At 36.1% G+C, this 16,366-nt stretch carries 15 protein-coding genes and 1 riboswitch; of the genes, 8 read left to right on the forward strand and 7 right to left on the reverse strand.

What is annotated here, in order from left to right; genetic code table 11:
• Positions 1-16 precede the first annotated feature (16 nt).
• A complete protein-coding gene (rlmD, locus tag AMS59_RS06885) occupies positions 17-1,396 on the forward strand; it encodes a 23S rRNA (uracil(1939)-C(5))-methyltransferase RlmD (RefSeq protein WP_053483015.1) in 1,380 nt (459 codons plus the stop codon).
• 159 nt (positions 1,397-1,555) lie between these two features.
• Here rlmD and AMS59_RS26910 read toward each other — a convergent pair whose 3' ends face one another.
• A complete protein-coding gene (locus AMS59_RS26910) occupies positions 1,556-1,729 on the reverse strand; it encodes a DUF4368 domain-containing protein (protein ID WP_199777682.1) in 174 nt (57 codons plus the stop codon).
• A gap of 353 nt (positions 1,730-2,082) precedes the next feature.
• A riboswitch (Lysine riboswitch) is annotated at positions 2,083-2,267 on the forward strand.
• Between the two features lie 156 nt (positions 2,268-2,423).
• Between AMS59_RS26910 and AMS59_RS06890 the strand changes: the two genes are divergently transcribed.
• A complete protein-coding gene (locus tag AMS59_RS06890; protein ID WP_053483016.1) occupies positions 2,424-3,140 on the forward strand; it encodes a cysteine hydrolase family protein in 717 nt (238 codons plus the stop codon).
• Positions 3,141-3,153: 13 nt separating this feature from the next.
• Entirely contained in the window at positions 3,154-4,497 is a 1,344-nt protein-coding gene (locus AMS59_RS06895) for an APC family permease (protein WP_156304576.1), read from the forward strand.
• A gap of 664 nt (positions 4,498-5,161) precedes the next feature.
• Here the strand turns inward: AMS59_RS06895 and AMS59_RS06900 are convergent.
• The 5 genes from AMS59_RS06900 to AMS59_RS06920 form a co-directional block, all read right to left on the reverse strand.
• Positions 5,162-5,917 carry a gamma-glutamyl-gamma-aminobutyrate hydrolase family protein gene (locus AMS59_RS06900; RefSeq protein WP_053483018.1) on the reverse strand — a complete coding sequence of 252 codons (756 nt, stop codon included), beginning with the start codon at positions 5,915-5,917 and terminating at the stop codon, positions 5,162-5,164.
• Positions 5,918-5,948: 31 nt separating this feature from the next.
• The gene (brnQ, locus tag AMS59_RS06905; protein WP_053483019.1) at positions 5,949-7,259 is read right to left on the reverse strand and encodes a branched-chain amino acid transport system II carrier protein; all 1,311 of its coding nucleotides are present in this window, start codon (positions 7,257-7,259) and stop codon (positions 5,949-5,951) included.
• A 51-nt stretch (positions 7,260-7,310) separates the two neighbouring features.
• Complete coding sequence (locus AMS59_RS06910; RefSeq protein WP_053483020.1) at positions 7,311-7,922, reverse strand: GntR family transcriptional regulator; 612 nt, start codon at positions 7,920-7,922, stop codon at positions 7,311-7,313.
• Positions 7,923-8,587: 665 nt separating this feature from the next.
• Positions 8,588-9,079, reverse strand: a complete 492-nt coding sequence (locus AMS59_RS06915) for a DUF6516 family protein (protein WP_053483021.1) — start codon at positions 9,077-9,079, stop codon at positions 8,588-8,590.
• Positions 9,069-9,830, reverse strand: a complete 762-nt coding sequence (locus tag AMS59_RS06920) for a helix-turn-helix domain-containing protein (protein ID WP_053483101.1) — start codon at positions 9,828-9,830, stop codon at positions 9,069-9,071. The genes AMS59_RS06915 and AMS59_RS06920 overlap by 11 nt, the downstream gene beginning before the upstream one ends.
• 468 nt (positions 9,831-10,298) lie before the next feature.
• Here AMS59_RS06920 and AMS59_RS06925 point away from each other — a divergent pair, with 468 nt between their 5' ends.
• Both AMS59_RS06925 and AMS59_RS06930 read left to right on the forward strand, forming a co-directional pair.
• Positions 10,299-11,267, forward strand: coding sequence for a tRNA-dihydrouridine synthase (locus AMS59_RS06925; protein ID WP_053483102.1), 969 nt, complete (start codon positions 10,299-10,301; stop codon positions 11,265-11,267).
• A 1,143-nt stretch (positions 11,268-12,410) separates the two neighbouring features.
• Complete coding sequence (locus AMS59_RS06930) at positions 12,411-13,622, forward strand: MFS transporter (protein WP_053483022.1); 1,212 nt, start codon at positions 12,411-12,413, stop codon at positions 13,620-13,622.
• Positions 13,623-13,683: 61 nt separating this feature from the next.
• On the opposite strand, the gene AMS59_RS06935 is transcribed toward AMS59_RS06930, so the two are convergent.
• Positions 13,684-13,881 (reverse strand): alpha/beta-type small acid-soluble spore protein, encoded by a 198-nt coding sequence (locus tag AMS59_RS06935; protein WP_053483023.1) that lies wholly within the window; start codon positions 13,879-13,881, stop codon positions 13,684-13,686.
• A gap of 207 nt (positions 13,882-14,088) precedes the next feature.
• Here AMS59_RS06935 and AMS59_RS06940 point away from each other — a divergent pair, with 207 nt between their 5' ends.
• The 3 genes from AMS59_RS06940 (at position 14,089) to AMS59_RS06950 (ending at position 16,351) form a co-directional block, all read left to right on the forward strand.
• Positions 14,089-14,583, forward strand: a complete 495-nt coding sequence (locus tag AMS59_RS06940; protein ID WP_053483024.1) for a DUF1456 family protein — start codon at positions 14,089-14,091, stop codon at positions 14,581-14,583.
• A gap of 318 nt (positions 14,584-14,901) precedes the next feature.
• Entirely contained in the window at positions 14,902-15,099 is a 198-nt protein-coding gene (locus AMS59_RS06945) for a hypothetical protein (RefSeq protein WP_053483025.1), read from the forward strand.
• Positions 15,100-15,667: 568 nt separating this feature from the next.
• On the forward strand, positions 15,668-16,351 hold the full coding sequence (locus tag AMS59_RS06950) for a hypothetical protein (RefSeq protein ID WP_053483026.1): 684 nt from the start codon (positions 15,668-15,670) through the stop codon (positions 16,349-16,351).
• Positions 16,352-16,366: the final 15 nt, after the last annotated feature.

Raw genomic sequence — 16,366 nt, forward strand, 5'->3', positions numbered from 1 at the left:
AATGGAGGATGTACGAATGTCAGCACCCGTGAAAAAGAATGACCGACTAACAGTTTATATAGAAGATTTAACTCATGATGGTAATGGCGTCGCAAAGGTCGATGGCTATCCATTATTTATCCAAGGTGCACTTCCTAATGAAACGGCGGAGGTACATGTTGTAAAAACGTTAAAAAATTACGGCTTTGCGAAGGTTATAGAAATTCTAAAACCATCACCAGACCGAGTAGATGCGCCTTGTGAATATTTCAAGCAATGTGGCGGCTGCCAATTACAGCACCTGTCTTATGAAGGGCAGTTAAAATGGAAAGAAAACATGGTGCGTAATGTCATGCAGCGCATTGGTAAAATTGATGCGCCTGTTTTACCTGTGAAAGGCATTGAAGAGCCTTGGCATTACCGTAATAAAGCACAAATACCTTTCTCCTCAAACGAAGCAGGACAAGCGATTGCTGGCTTCTACAAAACGAAGTCTCATAGCATTGTGGATATGGAGCGTTGCTTAATTCAGACAGGGGAAGCGGACGCTATTCTTGCAGGCTTGAAAAAGGAACTAGCAGCAATCGGTATTCAACCATACAACGAGCTATCACATGAGGGAATGCTACGCCACGTAGTTATTCGTAAGGCACGAGCAACTGGTGAAGTGATGGTTGTTCTCGTAACTAAAAAGAAAAAATTCCCGCAAAAAGAAGCCGCTGTTACGACAATCCAGAAGCTTGTCCCGAATGTCACATCCGTAATGCAAAACATTAATAGCGACAAAACGAACGTTATTTTCGGTGACGAAACCGTAAATCTGTGGGGCCAGGACGTTATTATTGATACAATTGGCGATGTTCGCTTTGAAATTTCAGCCCGTTCATTTTATCAAGTAAACCCTGAGCAAACGGAAGTCCTATACAAGCAAGCATTAGACTACGCTGACTTACAGGGTGATGAACGAGTAATTGATGCTTACTGTGGTATAGGCACAATTTCATTATTCCTTGCACAACAAGCAAAGGCTGTTATGGGTGTTGAAATTGTACCGCAAGCTATTGAAGATGCAAAACGCAATGCAGCACTAAATGGCTTTACGAATACGTATTTCGAGGCCGGGCCAGCAGAGGAAGTTATTCCACGTTGGTATAAGGAAGGCAAAGAAGCAGATGTTTTAGTAGTGGACCCACCACGCAAAGGCTGCGATGAAGCGCTACTAAAGACAATTTTAGAGCAACGTCCTAAGCGAGTTGTTTATGTGTCCTGTAATCCAGCTACATTAGCACGTGACCTTCGAATTTTGGAGGATGGGGGCTATCAAACGCAGGAGATTCAACCTGTAGATATGTTCCCGCATTCAACGCATGTAGAGTGTGTCTCGCAACTCATTTTAAAGGAAGAGGCTGGAACATAACTAATTTGTCCTTTATGAAAGCCGGATAATTTTTAAATTTACAAAGCAATATAAACAAAAAACCCGAACTAATACGAAACACAGAATGAGCGTTTTGTAATATAGTTCGGGTTTTTTATTGGCTAAAATCCTTTTGTCCCAGCCTCTTTGTAGGAGGCTTTATGCTATTTCTAAGGGATAAACAAAGGTGTAGTGTATGTGGATTTTACCCTCGTGTGTACACGTAATCCGCTCAACTAGTGAATGAAGAATTTGCGGTGTCAGTTCATCTAATGAAAGAATGTCTTTTAACTTTTTGCCGATAGTAACTGCATAATTTTCATCTTTTATCAATGAGTTGAGTTTTCTTAGTTTGTAGTTCTTTGATTTTATAAACTGTTAGTTCGCGATACTCGACTAATTCTTCTCTTGAGATAATAGCATCAGTAAATAAATCGATGCAATTCAACTTCTTTTGCTTTTTAGTAGATTCAGCATGTAGTGAGATCAATAATTAAATATGTATACAATTATTAGTATATTGTTATGTTTATTGTAAATGGTTATTGTGTAAAAGTGTTTTAATTGTCATTTTTTTGTGGTTGTGCGCGATAAATCTTATAAAATATAGTAGATTTTAAAGTTGACATATAAAAAATGCAATATTATAATTATTTCAAACAATTAAATAAGCCTCACTTTTCCGATAGTGAGGTAGAGGCGCGACAGTTAACAGTACCTAATGGAGTCCGAGAAGATGAAGAAGTTAGGTAGAAGGAAGTGTCGCCGAAGTATGTGGTGAGTTCTCGCCATCATATACTGGGTCTGTAGCGAATAGTTGCAGGACTGTCTTCGTAAACATACGTGTTTATGAAGTTGTGCTATCTCTGTTTAGACAACAGTGGGAATTTTAAATGGTCGATTTATTTTAAGTTTTTAGCTTTAAATGAGTAGGTCATTTTTGTGTTAGACAGATTCTTTTGCACAAAGAGTCTGTTTTTTATTTGTCTATACATTTTGGAATTAGAGGTATTTTGGAGGAATTATTATGGAAAATACATCAACATTATATTATGAATTTTTGCCGACTGACGGTCAAAAAATAAACGTGAACCCAGATAAAACAGCATTACTAGTAGTAGACATGCAACATCAGTTTATTAGTCGAGACGGATTAGACGCGCAGGTTGCAAGAGAAAAGGGCATGTTTGATCAGTGGGAATACTTTTTTGATCGTATCGACAATTTAACGATTCCGAACAATAAAAAGCTTTTAGATTTTTTCCGTACTAATAAATTAGAAGTAACATTTGGTCGCATTGCTTGCCATCATAAAGATGGACGAGATCGTTCTCCTGTACAACGTCGCCCAGGATGGAACAATATTTTATTGCCAATCGGTGACCCAGGAGCGGAGATGGTGGATGAATTAAAGCCTCTTGATGACGAAATTGTTGTAAATAAAACGACAGATAGCGTATTAAGTGGTACGAATTATGAATTTTTACTGCGTAATATGGGCATTGAAACAGTAGTTTGTACAGGTGTTGTAACAGATCAATGTGTTGCTTCAACAGTGCGAAGCTTAGCTGACGCAGGCTTTGAAGTTATTTTAGTTGAAGATGCATGTGCAGCTGCAACGCAACAGCTTCATGATGCTGAAATTATGATTATGAATCAAATTTATTGCCAAGTGATGAGTACAGATGAAGTAATTGATCTAGTAACGGAAGAACTATCAAAACGCAAACCAGTGAATGTGTGAGAGGAAATGGACTATGAGTCAAACACCCAATGATCATACACCACAATTAAAGCGTGTTTTAACATTAAAAGATTTAGTCATTTATGGTATTGCCTTTATGACACCGATTGCGCCAGCTTATATTTATGGCTTTGCAGCAGAGTCTACAGGAGGGATGTTGCCATTAGCCTACTTGATTGCGATGGTTGCAATGATGTTTTCTGCATATAGTTACGGTCGAATGGCTGCTGTTTTTCCAAATGGAGGTTCAACTTATACATATACGCAGCGTGCAATCAATCCGCATTTAGGTTTTTTTGCAGGGTGGGCAATGTTTATGGATTATGTCTTAGTACCACTCATTGTATTTATGGTAGGTGCTTCATATGCGAATGCATTAATACCATCTGTTCCGTATTGGGTATGGGTGTTATTAATTGCAGGGATTATAACTACTATAAATATTCTAGGCATTGGCATCGCAGCAAAAACAAATCAAATCCTCGTTATATTTATGGGAATTGTAGTCGTTATTTTTGTGGTTTTTTGTGTGAAGTCAATTGTCGGTGGGGAAAGTGGTACGTCGCTCTTTACTGTTGTGCCGTTCTTCAACGATGAAAAATTCGTTATGTCTGCAATTATTTCTGGTGCAGCAATGGCCTGCTTCTCGTTTTTAGGGTTCGATTCGATTACAACTCTTTCTGAAGAGGCAGTCAATCCAAAAGATGATATTTGGAAGGCAGCTATTTTAGCTTGTTTAATTGGAGGACTTATTTTTATTGGGCAAGCGTATGTAGCTCAGCTCGTATGGCCTGATGTTACAAACTTTAGCTCAGCTGATACGGCTTTATTTGATGTAGCGGAAAAAGCAGGTGGTGCAGCTCTTGCAACTCTTTATACGGTTGCGATTATTGTATCGACAGTGACAGCTGGTTTAACAGGACAAGCAAGTGCATCTCGATTAATGTTTAGTATGGGGCGTGATGAGGTACTTTCGAAAAAGTTTTTCACACATTTACATCCAAAATATCAAACGCCGGTATACAATATTTTATTAATGTGTGTGATTAGTGTTTTAGGAGCGCTGTTTTTATCAGCAAATTTCGTAGCAGAATTAATGAACTTTGGAGGCCTGACGGGATTTATGTTTGTCAACTTGTCAGTGATCGTATATTACTTCTTCCGTAAAAAAGAAAAGAAAATAATTCGATATTTTTTAATTCCAGGGCTAGGATTTGGTATTTGTTTCTACTTATTTATTAATTTATCACCGATGACATTGAAGATAGGTTTTATCTGGCTTGCAATCGGTTTTATCTATGCTTTCATTACGACGAAAGGCTTCAAAAAGAAACCACCAACTTTTACGGATTTATAAAATACCGAAAAAGCTTAGAGTAAATTTCTAACATAAGTCAGTTATCTAGTATTGGTAATTTTTATCGATGTTAGATAGCTGATTTATTTTTTTTATAGGAATATCATATACGTAAGTAAAATACTCGGCCTTGGTATGGTGTTAGGTACTATACGATTAAATCTTGATATATTTAAAATTTAGTGATTTTATTATTGAATAAATAGTTTGCGTTTGTTTTATTAGAGCAATTTCTTTTTTTGCTAACGGTCTACTTGAGATTAAAAAAAAAGTGTTTGAACATACAAAAAATAGGCTAGGTTCTACTATGGTAGCACCTAGCCAATTACTTAAACCCACCAGTACCCATGTGTTGCCACATACACTCCACACATTGCGAGGCAGTTGCGAAACTTATATTAAAAAAATAGTTTTATCAAAAAAGGCAACGCTAAGATTAAACGTTGTCTTTTTTGATTTTAAGCATGCTCTCATATGTTGAGCCATTTAAAGTTGAACTAATAGAAAGAGTTTGATTTTTTCTCCTTAATCCATTCATGCACATCTATATCTAACAAATCATTACTTTCGATGGAAAAGCGGCAACCTCACCGTTCGAATCTTGAAGCTTACAGCCATAAGTATTTAAACCAATTTTCACTGTGTAGCAAGTGTACATTAATAATTAATTTAAAGAGCACTCCTTAATAAAATTCTCAAAAAAGACAGAGTGATTTACTTTGTTTCTCTGCATCATCTCAGGGTGCCATTGAACACCAACTATAAATCTCTCACCTGGAATTTCAATAGCCTCAATGACACCATCTTCAGCTTTTGCAGCTACTACTAAATTTTCCCCTAAATCTTTAACTGCTTGATGATGGAAACTATTGATTCCTATACTTTTACTTCCGAAAATTTTTGAAAGTCTACTGTTTGTCTCAATATTTGCTATTTGAGATACATTGTCGATAGGGTATGACAATAAGAAGTGCTCATTCTCTGTGACACCATTTTTAACAAGATCTTGATGTAATGTGCCACCAAGAGCTACGTTCAGCATTTGACAACCTCTGCAAATTCCTAATATAGGAATTTGATAGTTTTCCAATGCAGATTTGATTAGTACTAAATCTGCATGGTCTCTTTTCACAGAAACCTCTCCAACAGCACTTGAAGGTATTTCGTTATAACAAAGTGGGCTCACATCATTTCCGCCAGTAAAAATAATTCCATCTAGCTTCCCAAGAATCGGAAGGATTGTTTCTGGATTTTCAACGACTGGCAAAATCACTGGAATCCCTCCAGCTTTCTCAATTGCTTGAATGTAGTCATCTGCAAGAAGTTGCCATTCCTGGCTTGGTGCACCAAGATGAGACACAACTCCAATCTGTCCATTTGGACTAAAGCTACAAGAAATTCCGATAATAGGTTTTTTCATAAAACTTCCTTCTTTCAATTTAATGTGTAAGTTATGCTGCAATAGTATTGCTAGGCTTTTTAATGAATATTTTGTAAATGATAGTTCCCGCAATAAAACCTATGATCGCCGGTATCAACCATGTGAAACCTTGAGAACCGAATGGTATCTTTGCCACAAATGAGTTAAAGGCATCTGATTTAATACCCATTGCATTAAATGCATCATTTAAACTAAAGATGAATGTAAAACATGCTGTTCCAATATAAGACCCTCTATTTGGTATATACTTTCTACACAATCCTAAAATAACGAGTATAATCGAAATTGGGTACAGAGCAAGGAAGATAGGCGCAGCAGCTGAAATAAGTGCATCCACTTTAACATTTGCAAAAATTGCACTTATTATTGTATTAATAGCCACCCAAATAGTATAAGGAATTTTATTCTTTGTTAGGTCTGTCAAGAAGTCACTAGTTGCACTTGTTAATCCAATTGCTGTAACTACGCAAGCTAGTAAAACACATAGTGCAAGTAGTGTCAGGCCGCCTTGCCCCATCAATTTTTTCATCAACTCTACTAACAAACTAGTTCTTTCAATATTATTGTTTGAAATTACTTGGCTACCAGATGCTCCAAGATAGAGCAATCCTCCGTAAATTACGAAAAGCCCAAGACCTGCAATGGCAGAAACATAAATTGTAATTTTCTTCAATTCTTTTCCAGCGTATCCTTTGGCACGGATCGCTGCGATGATAATATTTGAAACGAGCAACCCAGTCAATACATCGGCTGTTTGATAGGATTGAACAAAGGCATTCAAAAATGGTTGCGATAAATTTGTTGAAATTGGACTCCCAATAGGAGAAAAAATGGCAACTAAAACGATAACTAGCAGCAATCCAAATTTAAAAGGTGTGAAGAATTTTCCTATTGTATCAATAACCTTTGCTTTGTTAGCAGAAACTAAAAACACAATAGCAAAGAAAATGATGCTGAACAAGACTGTAGAAAAATTAGGGAAAAATGGTTGAATAGCAACTTCATAACTAGTTCCAGCAGTTCGCGGAACATTGATGAAAGTTCCAATGACTATCATGATGAGTGTACAAAACACTTTATAAAACCAAGGTGCTATCGGTTTAGTTAAGTCAGCGAATGTTCCTCCGCTGTTTGATACAGCTACAATTCCTAATACCGGTAAAATTACACCTGTAAGTGTCATACCAAGTAACGCCGGAACCCATTCTGTTCCCGATGTAAAACCAATAAAGGGTGGGAAAATAAGATTTCCTGCTCCAAAAAATATTGCAAATGTGGCAAATCCAATAATAATACTGTCCATTAAAGTTTTATTCTTCATAATTCTCTCCTAGGTTAACTCATTTTAATGAAAACTCCGACTATTCAAAATTTAGCCATTTACAATATGTGTTTCTAACTCTTTAATCGCTTGGCTAATGTCTTTAGATTTAATTGCCTCAAGTATTTGTTCATGTTCCTTTATATATCTAGAAATTTGATATTCTTTTCTGCGAAAATAATATGGGTTACTAAATAATCTTTCTCGAATATTAGTAAGTGTTTGAATAAATAAGGAGTTTCCATAAACTTCAGTAAGTTGAAGATGAAAGGCAGAGTCCAATTTCAAAAATTGAATTATATCATTGTGTTCAACACACTTTTTCTGTTCTTGAATGATTTCTTCAAGTATCTCAATTTGTTCCGCAGTCACCAATGTAACTATTTTTGGTATGATAAAAGTTTCTAACGCCAATCGCATTTCATACATTTCTTCTAGTTCATGAACATTCAGTCCTATAATTTGAATGCCATGGTTTGAAATAATTTTTACAAACCCTTCATTTTGTAACCTTTGTAAAGCAGTCATTATCGGTGTTCTACTTATTCCTAGCTCAGCTGCTAACTGATTTTGGGAAGTGAAACCGCTTTCTAAAAAATCCCCTCTAATAATTTTGTTTTTAATTTCATGATACGCTGTTTCTTGAAGTGTTTTTCCTTTCAAAGAACATCCCTCCCCTAATTTACATTCAACTTACATGTAAGTTGAATGTAAGATAAATGCTATAATACTCTGATTATTTAGAAATGTAAATGGCTTTTTTGTGGGAAAACTATCTAACCTGCAATTAATTTTAAAGTACCTTCGGGATGGAGAAAAAAAGATTGGTGGTGGCAGTACAGGTGGATATGAATGGGTTAATCCTAAGGACACTCATCAGAAAATAAAATTTATGAAGTGTTACAACGCTGGATCAAATGGGAAATAAAGAAACTGGCAAAGGGGATGTTACTGGTATCTTTGGTGCCTGTAGGGAAGGATACAGATGGACAAATATTGCATCAGATGGCTTAAAGGCTTCATTGTAGATTGTCCCACGCGAAACCTTGAGTTTTCGCGCAAGCTCGCTCCTATTTGTAACTCCAGCGTTCAAGTAGCCTTGAAGTTCTCCATGTTGAAACTATGTAAGGCGTGGTTTCTTATTCTGTGTTTTTATGATATCCTGTTCTAGCATCGTATTCGAAATCCCTTCTTATTGATTGGTGTTGGAGCCTCAATAATACACGATTTCGCGTACGATGTTTTTATTTTTCTAAAGTGTTCAACTTGATTCTACTATTCGCCGAATTATAATAGATTAAAAAAAGACATTCCCTTAATGGAAATGTCTAAGGTTTATATTCTTCTCCACTCTCAATATAATTTGCAACAAAGGCAAAAGCAGTATCTAAAGTATGAATGTCAAAGTTATCTTTTCGTTGGTGTCGATCTCCAGGAACATGATGATGATGATGGGGTTCAGAATTCACTTTATATTTCTCAGGTGTATTTGAATCGTCATGAGGTTCATTTTCCCAGGCAGAGATATGATTATAGATAACGCCTTGTTTTGGAATAATCCTTTTCCAAGAATAATGATATTCCTTCACATAACCATTTTCATCATACTTTTCAGTAGCATGCAAACCCGTTATTCCATGAATTGGATGTTCTTTTAGTGGAAATAAGACAGATAGTTTGTTAGATGTTCGTTTAATACTGGCGAAAATAGAATCCCGTTCCCGTAAATTAGGATAATTCGTTAGTAAGTGGCTATACTTCTTCGAAATTTCCAGAATATCTGCAGGAAGAAGGAGTTCAGCCTTTGTATTATTTGTCACCAGGTTCTGTCGATCCTATTAACTTTGAAATTAGGGTTTCTTTCTCTTCTTCTAAATCTCGCCACTCAAAATAATCACTTGGGTCATCTAACTCATTGATATTACAATCAATAAAGGCTTCATCGCATTTCTTTTTCTTGTACTTTAATTGAAACTCCAGTAATTCTTGATTAATCTCTTGTATTCGATCATGAGGTGTTTGTTTACGCATTTTCTTTTCTTGATATAACATTTGCATCTTTATTGAATAAAAAGAATCTTTCCATATATCTATAGAATGTTTTGGGATTTTATTATGGTTTTTTGTATCAACACATTCTAATCCTTGTTTAATGTATTTATTCAACGTTACAGTCGAAATACCTAATTCTTTTGCCACCTCATTTGGTTTAAGTAAGTAATCTTCACGATATAAAAAATGAATTTCTTTACCTCCTAATTGGTAATACCAATATTCAAAATCAATTTTTAATTTCCCAAATTCAAGATCTGAAAGAGGAAGCGTTAGGTCATAAAATCGATCTAACCATTCAGAAAGATTCTCATGGTTTTTTACAGAGGTGATATAATCTTCTTTGAAATCTAATGATTCAATAGATATGCCTATTAAACGATCTTTAAAGCTACTCAGCATTGTGACGAATAATTGATTAAATATAAAACTTGTTTCCTTTGCAATTTTAGATTTGTTGTGGCTACTGTAGGCTTCGGCGATATCTTTTTTAGTTTCTTCATATATAGCTGTACTCATAATTATCACACCCTTTCACCTCCATTGTAAATTCGTGTTAATGAAAAGTCAAAATCATTAATTAGCGATTTTGGATTTTTGATAATTAAGTTTATTCATTGCCAATTAAAATAATTCTTAAACATGGAGATTTTGTCACCTCGACATTTAAGTATAGGGTAATCCCGAAGTAAAAAATAAGCATACCTTTTCGGTACGCACGACGAATGTTCAACTATCTGTCAAGTCTATGGGTTCATTTTAATAATAGCGCCCCCTGATAAACAGCTGGGCGCTATTTGACGCTTACAATTAAACATTGCCGATTTTCGCAATAGTTTTTCACAAATTATAAATTCCAAATATACTTTTGTTTGATAATAAGTTATTAAGCATGATATAAGTGTAAATGAAGTGGAACATTCGGCGTTATATTGTTTGATCGAGAGTTTAAAGTTGTATCCATAGTGAGAGGATTTGAGTTTGAAAATGATAGATAATTTTTGGCGTGATTTACCACGACCATTTTTTGTACTTGCACCAATGGAAGATGTGACAGATGTTGTTTTTCGTCGCGTAGTAAGTGAAGCAGGTCGACCGGATGTATTTTTTACAGAGTTTACAAACTCGGATAGCTATTGTCATCCAGAGGGCATGAAAAGTGTGCGTGGCCGTTTGATTTTCACAGAAGATGAACAGCCAATGGTGGCACATATTTGGGGAGATAATCCCGAATATTTCCGTCAAATGAGTATTGGCATGGCAGAGCTAGGATTTAAAGGGATCGATATTAATATGGGCTGCCCTGTACCGAATGTGGCATCGAGAGGGAAAGGTAGTGGTCTTATTTTGCGTCCAGATGTTGCGGCAGAACTTATTCAAGCAGCAAAAGCGGGCGGACTGCCTGTCAGCGTGAAAACACGACTTGGCTTTAAAGAGGTAAATGAGTGGGAGGAGTGGCTAACGCATATTTTAAAACAGGATATTGCGAACCTTTCTATTCATTTACGTACAAGAAAGGAAATGAGCCAAGTAGATGCGCATTGGGAGCTAATTCCGGAAATCAAAAAATTACGTGACCGTATCGCACCAAATACGCTACTAACGATCAATGGTGATATTCCTGACCGTCAAACTGGGCTACAGCTTGCTGAACAATATGGCATTGATGGCGTTATGATCGGGCGCGGTATTTTTAAAAATCCTTTTGCTTTTGAAAAAGAGCCAAAAGAGCATAGCAGTAAAGAGTACCTTGATCTTTTAAGATTGCAGCTTGATCTTCAAGATCAATATGCGGAAGTACTACCACGTTCCATAACAGGGCTTCATCGCTTTTTCAAAATTTATGTCAAAGGATTCCGTGGAGCTGGTGAATTAAGAAATCAATTGATGAACACGAAATCAACAGATGAAGTGCGTGCATTGCTTGATAACTTTGAATCAAACGATGTTGATTGACGAAGGACGGTAAATAGAAAAGAGGGGCAAATGAACCCCTCTTTTTTGTTACCTAATTCAGTTTTGTAAAGTACCTTATCTCTTCCTTATCAGTATAAAAGCCGACAGATTCGTATAGAGATAAGGCTAATTTATTTGTAGTTAGTACCATGAGATTAGCTTTTTGTAGCTGATGAGACTTTGTTATAACTAACAAAAAACTACTAATGAACATAAATAGTTTCCCATCATAGGGCTATCTATTTGTAAAGCATCAAGTACTAGACATTGTTTCAATTGACATATCGGGAAATATCGATATTCTCAACTTTCTAAGTGCTGAGGTAATTTGTTCTACTATAAAGCATTGCTTTTTCAATCATAATCTTATAGAATGTAGAACGATATAAATGAACGAAATAAATTTCCTTTAATACGGTCCAGAGAGGCTGAAAAGGGCTACATGATATTTTTTTAGCTAACAATATCTTTGTTTTCGCATGCCCTTTTTGTCCTCTGTGACAAAAAGGGCTTTTTTATATTCATTCAGCAGAAGGTTCCCACCTTTGAAGGTGGTGAGATGAATGCAGATGTGGTTCCTTTTTAGTGGGTGTCCCAATACCTGCTGAATGAATATAAAGCCTCCGGCGGATGTCACGGATTTTGAATTGTGCCTGCACAATTCAAAATCCGGACGCAATTACGCCAAGGCGAAATTGATTTATATACATCTTTTAAAGGGAGTCCCGTGAGGCTTCAAAAGAGAATGGACAAGAATTGTATAATCCATTCCCTCGAATAGGCTAAAAGAGATTTTAACTTCTTTCAGCAGAGTCTCCTACCTTTATAGGTGGTGAGATGAATGCGGGTTTAAGTTACTTTTCAACGGGTGTCCAAACATCCGCTGAAATAGAGGAACTCAGTCTTAGAACGCCACGTCCTGTGGCAACGACTGAGTGACCAACATCACGTTGGCCCAAGCCTCCGGCGGATGTCACGGAGATCGGAAAGGAGTTCTAAAAGGATGTTAGCCTAAAACCATCGCATCCATGCGATAACGGCTAACTGACCTGCATCACGCAGGCCTAAGCACAAAGCCGATTCCGGACGCAATTATGCCGAGGCATAATTGATCAATCAACAAGAAACTGGAGGATTGTAAGAATGGATTATCGTAAGAAAACAGTGGTAGCATCAGTAGCTGGTTTAACGTTGGAAGGAATGGACATTATGTTTATCTCCTTTGCGATGACAATGATTATTTCGGAATTTAACATTGATCTCGCAACGGGTGGGCTCATTTCTTCCGTAACGAATATTGGTATGCTGTTGGGCGGTATTATTTTCGGGGTTTTAGCTGATAAGTATGGGCGGGTAAAAGTATTTACTTACACCGTCTTGTTGTTTGCGCTTGGTACAGCTTTAACTGGATTAGCAACAAATATTGAACAAATTTATATTTATAGATTTATTGCAGGTCTTGGTGCAGGTGGCGAATACGGCATTGGTATGGCTCTTGTTGCCGAGGCTTGGCCGAAGAATAAGCAAGGAAGAGCCTCTTCATATGTTAGTGTAGGTGCTCAATACGGAGTTATTTTAGCAGCGTTACTAAGTGCCGTTATTCTTCCGACTTTAGGATGGAGAGCTTTATTCTTTGTTGGAGTGTTACCTGTCATTTTCGCATTCATTGTGCGAAAAAATCTTGAGGAATCACCAGAGTGGCTGGCTGCTCAGAAAAATAAAAAAATAAACAAGCAACATGAAAAAGGTAAGTTGGCGCAACTATTTGAAACGCCTCGAACTTCGATGACGACAATGTCATTAATCGTTATGGCAACTGTTCAAATTGCTGGTTACAATGGCTTAATGATTTGGTTGCCATCTATGCTGCAAAAATCTCAAGGTCTATCCGTTTCAAGCTCGGCACTATGGACAATTAGCACAGCAGTTGGCATGATTATCGGGATGCTAACATTTGGACGATTTATGGACCGATTTGGCGCAAAGCGTGCTTTTGGTTTCTTTTTACTTGCTTCAGCATGTGCAGTGTTTTTATACTCCTACGCCACAGGAAGTGTTGCAATATTGTTAGGTGGTGCGATTGTCGGCTTCTTCTCAAACGGCATGTTTGCAGGGTATGGAGCTTTAATTAGTAGTTTCTATCCTGTGCAAATTCGAAGTACAGCTACAAATACGATTTTTAACTTCGGTAGAGCAATTGGAGGATTTTCACCGATCTTTGTCGGTTATATTCTTCAAAGTTATGATATGACGGTCGTAATGATCTATTTAGCAGCCTTATATTGCATTTCCTTTATCGTGATGCTGACTCTAAAAGGGGCAAGCAAGTCTTTACAAACGGTTGAAATAAATTAATTCAAACATGAAAGAACGAATTCCAATTTAAAAAAGGGATTCGTTCTTTTTAAATTTATGATTATAATAAACCTTTTGAACGTTTTTCAGCCATTTCTACGAGGCGTTTTGTTATTTCTCCTCCGACTGAACCGTTTGCACGAGAAGAGGCTTCTGGCCCTAATTGTACATTAAATTCTTGTGCGATTTCATATTTCAATTGATTAACAGCTTCATGTACACCAGGAACTAGAAGTTTATTTGAACTACGATTAGCCATTTATCTCACCTCCTTGTGATTAGAATGGTCGAGAGTTAGCTAATCATACATGTTAAAAAATAAAATGCACATTCTAAATACTATAGTAAAGTAACTTTTGGAAAGCTAACTAAAATTGTGAATGTCTCTGCTATAATAGAGTAATGCTTCAATTTAGAGGATATGATTGTTAGAAGCGCTTTGACAGTTAAAATGGAGGTTTTTTAAATGACGAACAATGATATTTTAATTCGTTTAAGATATGCATTAGATATCAAAAATAAAGATATGGTTAAAATTTTTAACCTAGGTGGCATGGACTTTACGAAGGAAGAAGTATTGAACATGCTTATTAAAGTTAATGATGAGGAAGAAGCACCAGAAGAATACATCAAATGTAATAATAAAATGATAGAAGCTTTTTTAAATGGATTTATTACATTTAAACGAGGACCACAAAAGCCTAAGCCTGGTCAGTCACAAGAGCCACTACCTGTTTCAGGTAAAGAAAGCCCTAATAATATGCTGTTAAAGAAAGTGAAGATCGCGTTAGCCTTAACGAGTGAGGAGATGCTCGATATTCTATATGATGGAGGCGTTAGCGTTTCGAAAGGCGAATTAGGTGCCATTTTAAGAAATCCAAGTCATCGTAACTATAAAGAATGTGGCGATCGCTTTGTGAGAAATTTTTTAAGAGGGCTGACAGATAAATATAGAGAATAAAATGGATCAACTCTTGATTAAAAAGTTGCGTGAGGTCTGAGGCATAACCTTTCGAAACGTTCTCTTTGAATTGTCAAGTGTAAATTTTGGTGAAGAGCTAATGAATTAATGGTTAAAAAAGCAGCTGCAATTTAGCAGCTGCTTTTTTGTGAATTTTTTTACGTAAATCTCTCCTTTAAGATAAAAATATTCTATTAAAAGCATTCTTTTCTTAGTTGAATGTAGTTGACAATTTGTGACCGAATTGTGTACACTGAAATTGACATAAAGTTGTCACAAAGAGGAAAAATAAATGTTCACGAACAGAGGGGTGCTTTTATGTTTAGTTTAAACATTTTATTAGTTGCTATCGCATGTGTTACTATCCCACTTGTTGTTGCTTCAGTGATGTTAGACATTTTTTATGCAGAAAAGAAACAAGTTCGTTTTTCATTACGCCGTACATCTATGTGGTATTCCTGTATGTTTGCTTTATCATTCATACCGTCAGTCTTATACATGACACTAACTAAATAACTATCTTTCATATGAATAATCATTTAGGGGTAATTGATTATTCAAAATTATAGTAACAGCTACAATATTGCTTTGTAGCTGTTTTTAACTTTTTTCAGAAATAGAGGAACTCAGTCTAAGAACGCCATGTCCTGAGGCAGTTTTTCTGTGCGACAGCGACAACAACAACACACGACTGAGTGTCCAACATCGTTGGCCTAGGCGTAGTATCTCATACAAAAAAGTTTCTGTAATCTCAGAAGAACTGTCCGCATTTTCTCAGGAAATTACAGCAGGAGTTATGGAAACAACGATGCTTGCTAATAAGGCTGCAAAGGCAACAGAAAGTGTTGTAGAGCGTGCGGTGGAACAGGAAAGCAACAATTAAGATATCCTCCATTCTATTTTAAAACTGAATAAAATGGCAGAAGAACTTGAAAAATCCGTTTCAAAGTTTGATGTAAATGTTAGAAACGCAGATAATTAATTCCCATAGAAATTAAGAATGAAAAGATAATCGTTAGAATAAAATTTCTATTAATATGGATGAAATAATCCTATCGATTATCTTTTTGAGGGTGGGATATAGATGAAAACCTTTTTTCTTATATTTCTAGGGATGATCTATTTATTACTAGCAAAGTCAGTCGAAACGGCTATATTTAGTAAGGTCTATTTATTAATTGGTTTAGGATTAGTAATAGTAGGAATTATTCGTTATGTTAAAGAACGATATATCTATATCAATACATTAAATGAAATGAAAGAGGCAAGTGAGGTGGAGCTTTTGGCTATCCCTCATACACATTGCATCATCTCAAATGATTGTTTAAGTGCTTTATTATTAAATGAACCTACAAATACACTTTTCCTCGTAAGTAGAGAAAATTTAGAAGAAGATTTGATAAAAAAAGAAATTCCATTCAATAAAATATATGAAGTTGCTATAGTAGAGGACGAAATGTATATTGCAAGGACTAGCAATAACTTCATAAGTGGTTCATTACTGAGTGAAGAACTGGATATAGAAGAGGAATTAGATGAAGAAGACCCTGAGTATAACACTGTATCTCAATTGACGTTGAAAATTGTAGCTGATAACTTATCTGATCCTATTCTAGAATATGCTTTTATGGATAACAGTGAGCCTATATCAAGAGAAGAGGATGAGTATCAAGAAGCGCTTGAGTTATGTGAGGAATGGTTTCAGAAGATCAGTGTTATTATCAAACGTTATGAGCTTGAAAGGGTACCAATTAGACATTGGCAATAAAATTGTAGAAAAAAG

The organism is Lysinibacillus sp. FJAT-14745, from assembly GCF_001275675.1.
GTDB lineage: Bacteria > Bacillota > Bacilli > Bacillales_A > Planococcaceae > Lysinibacillus.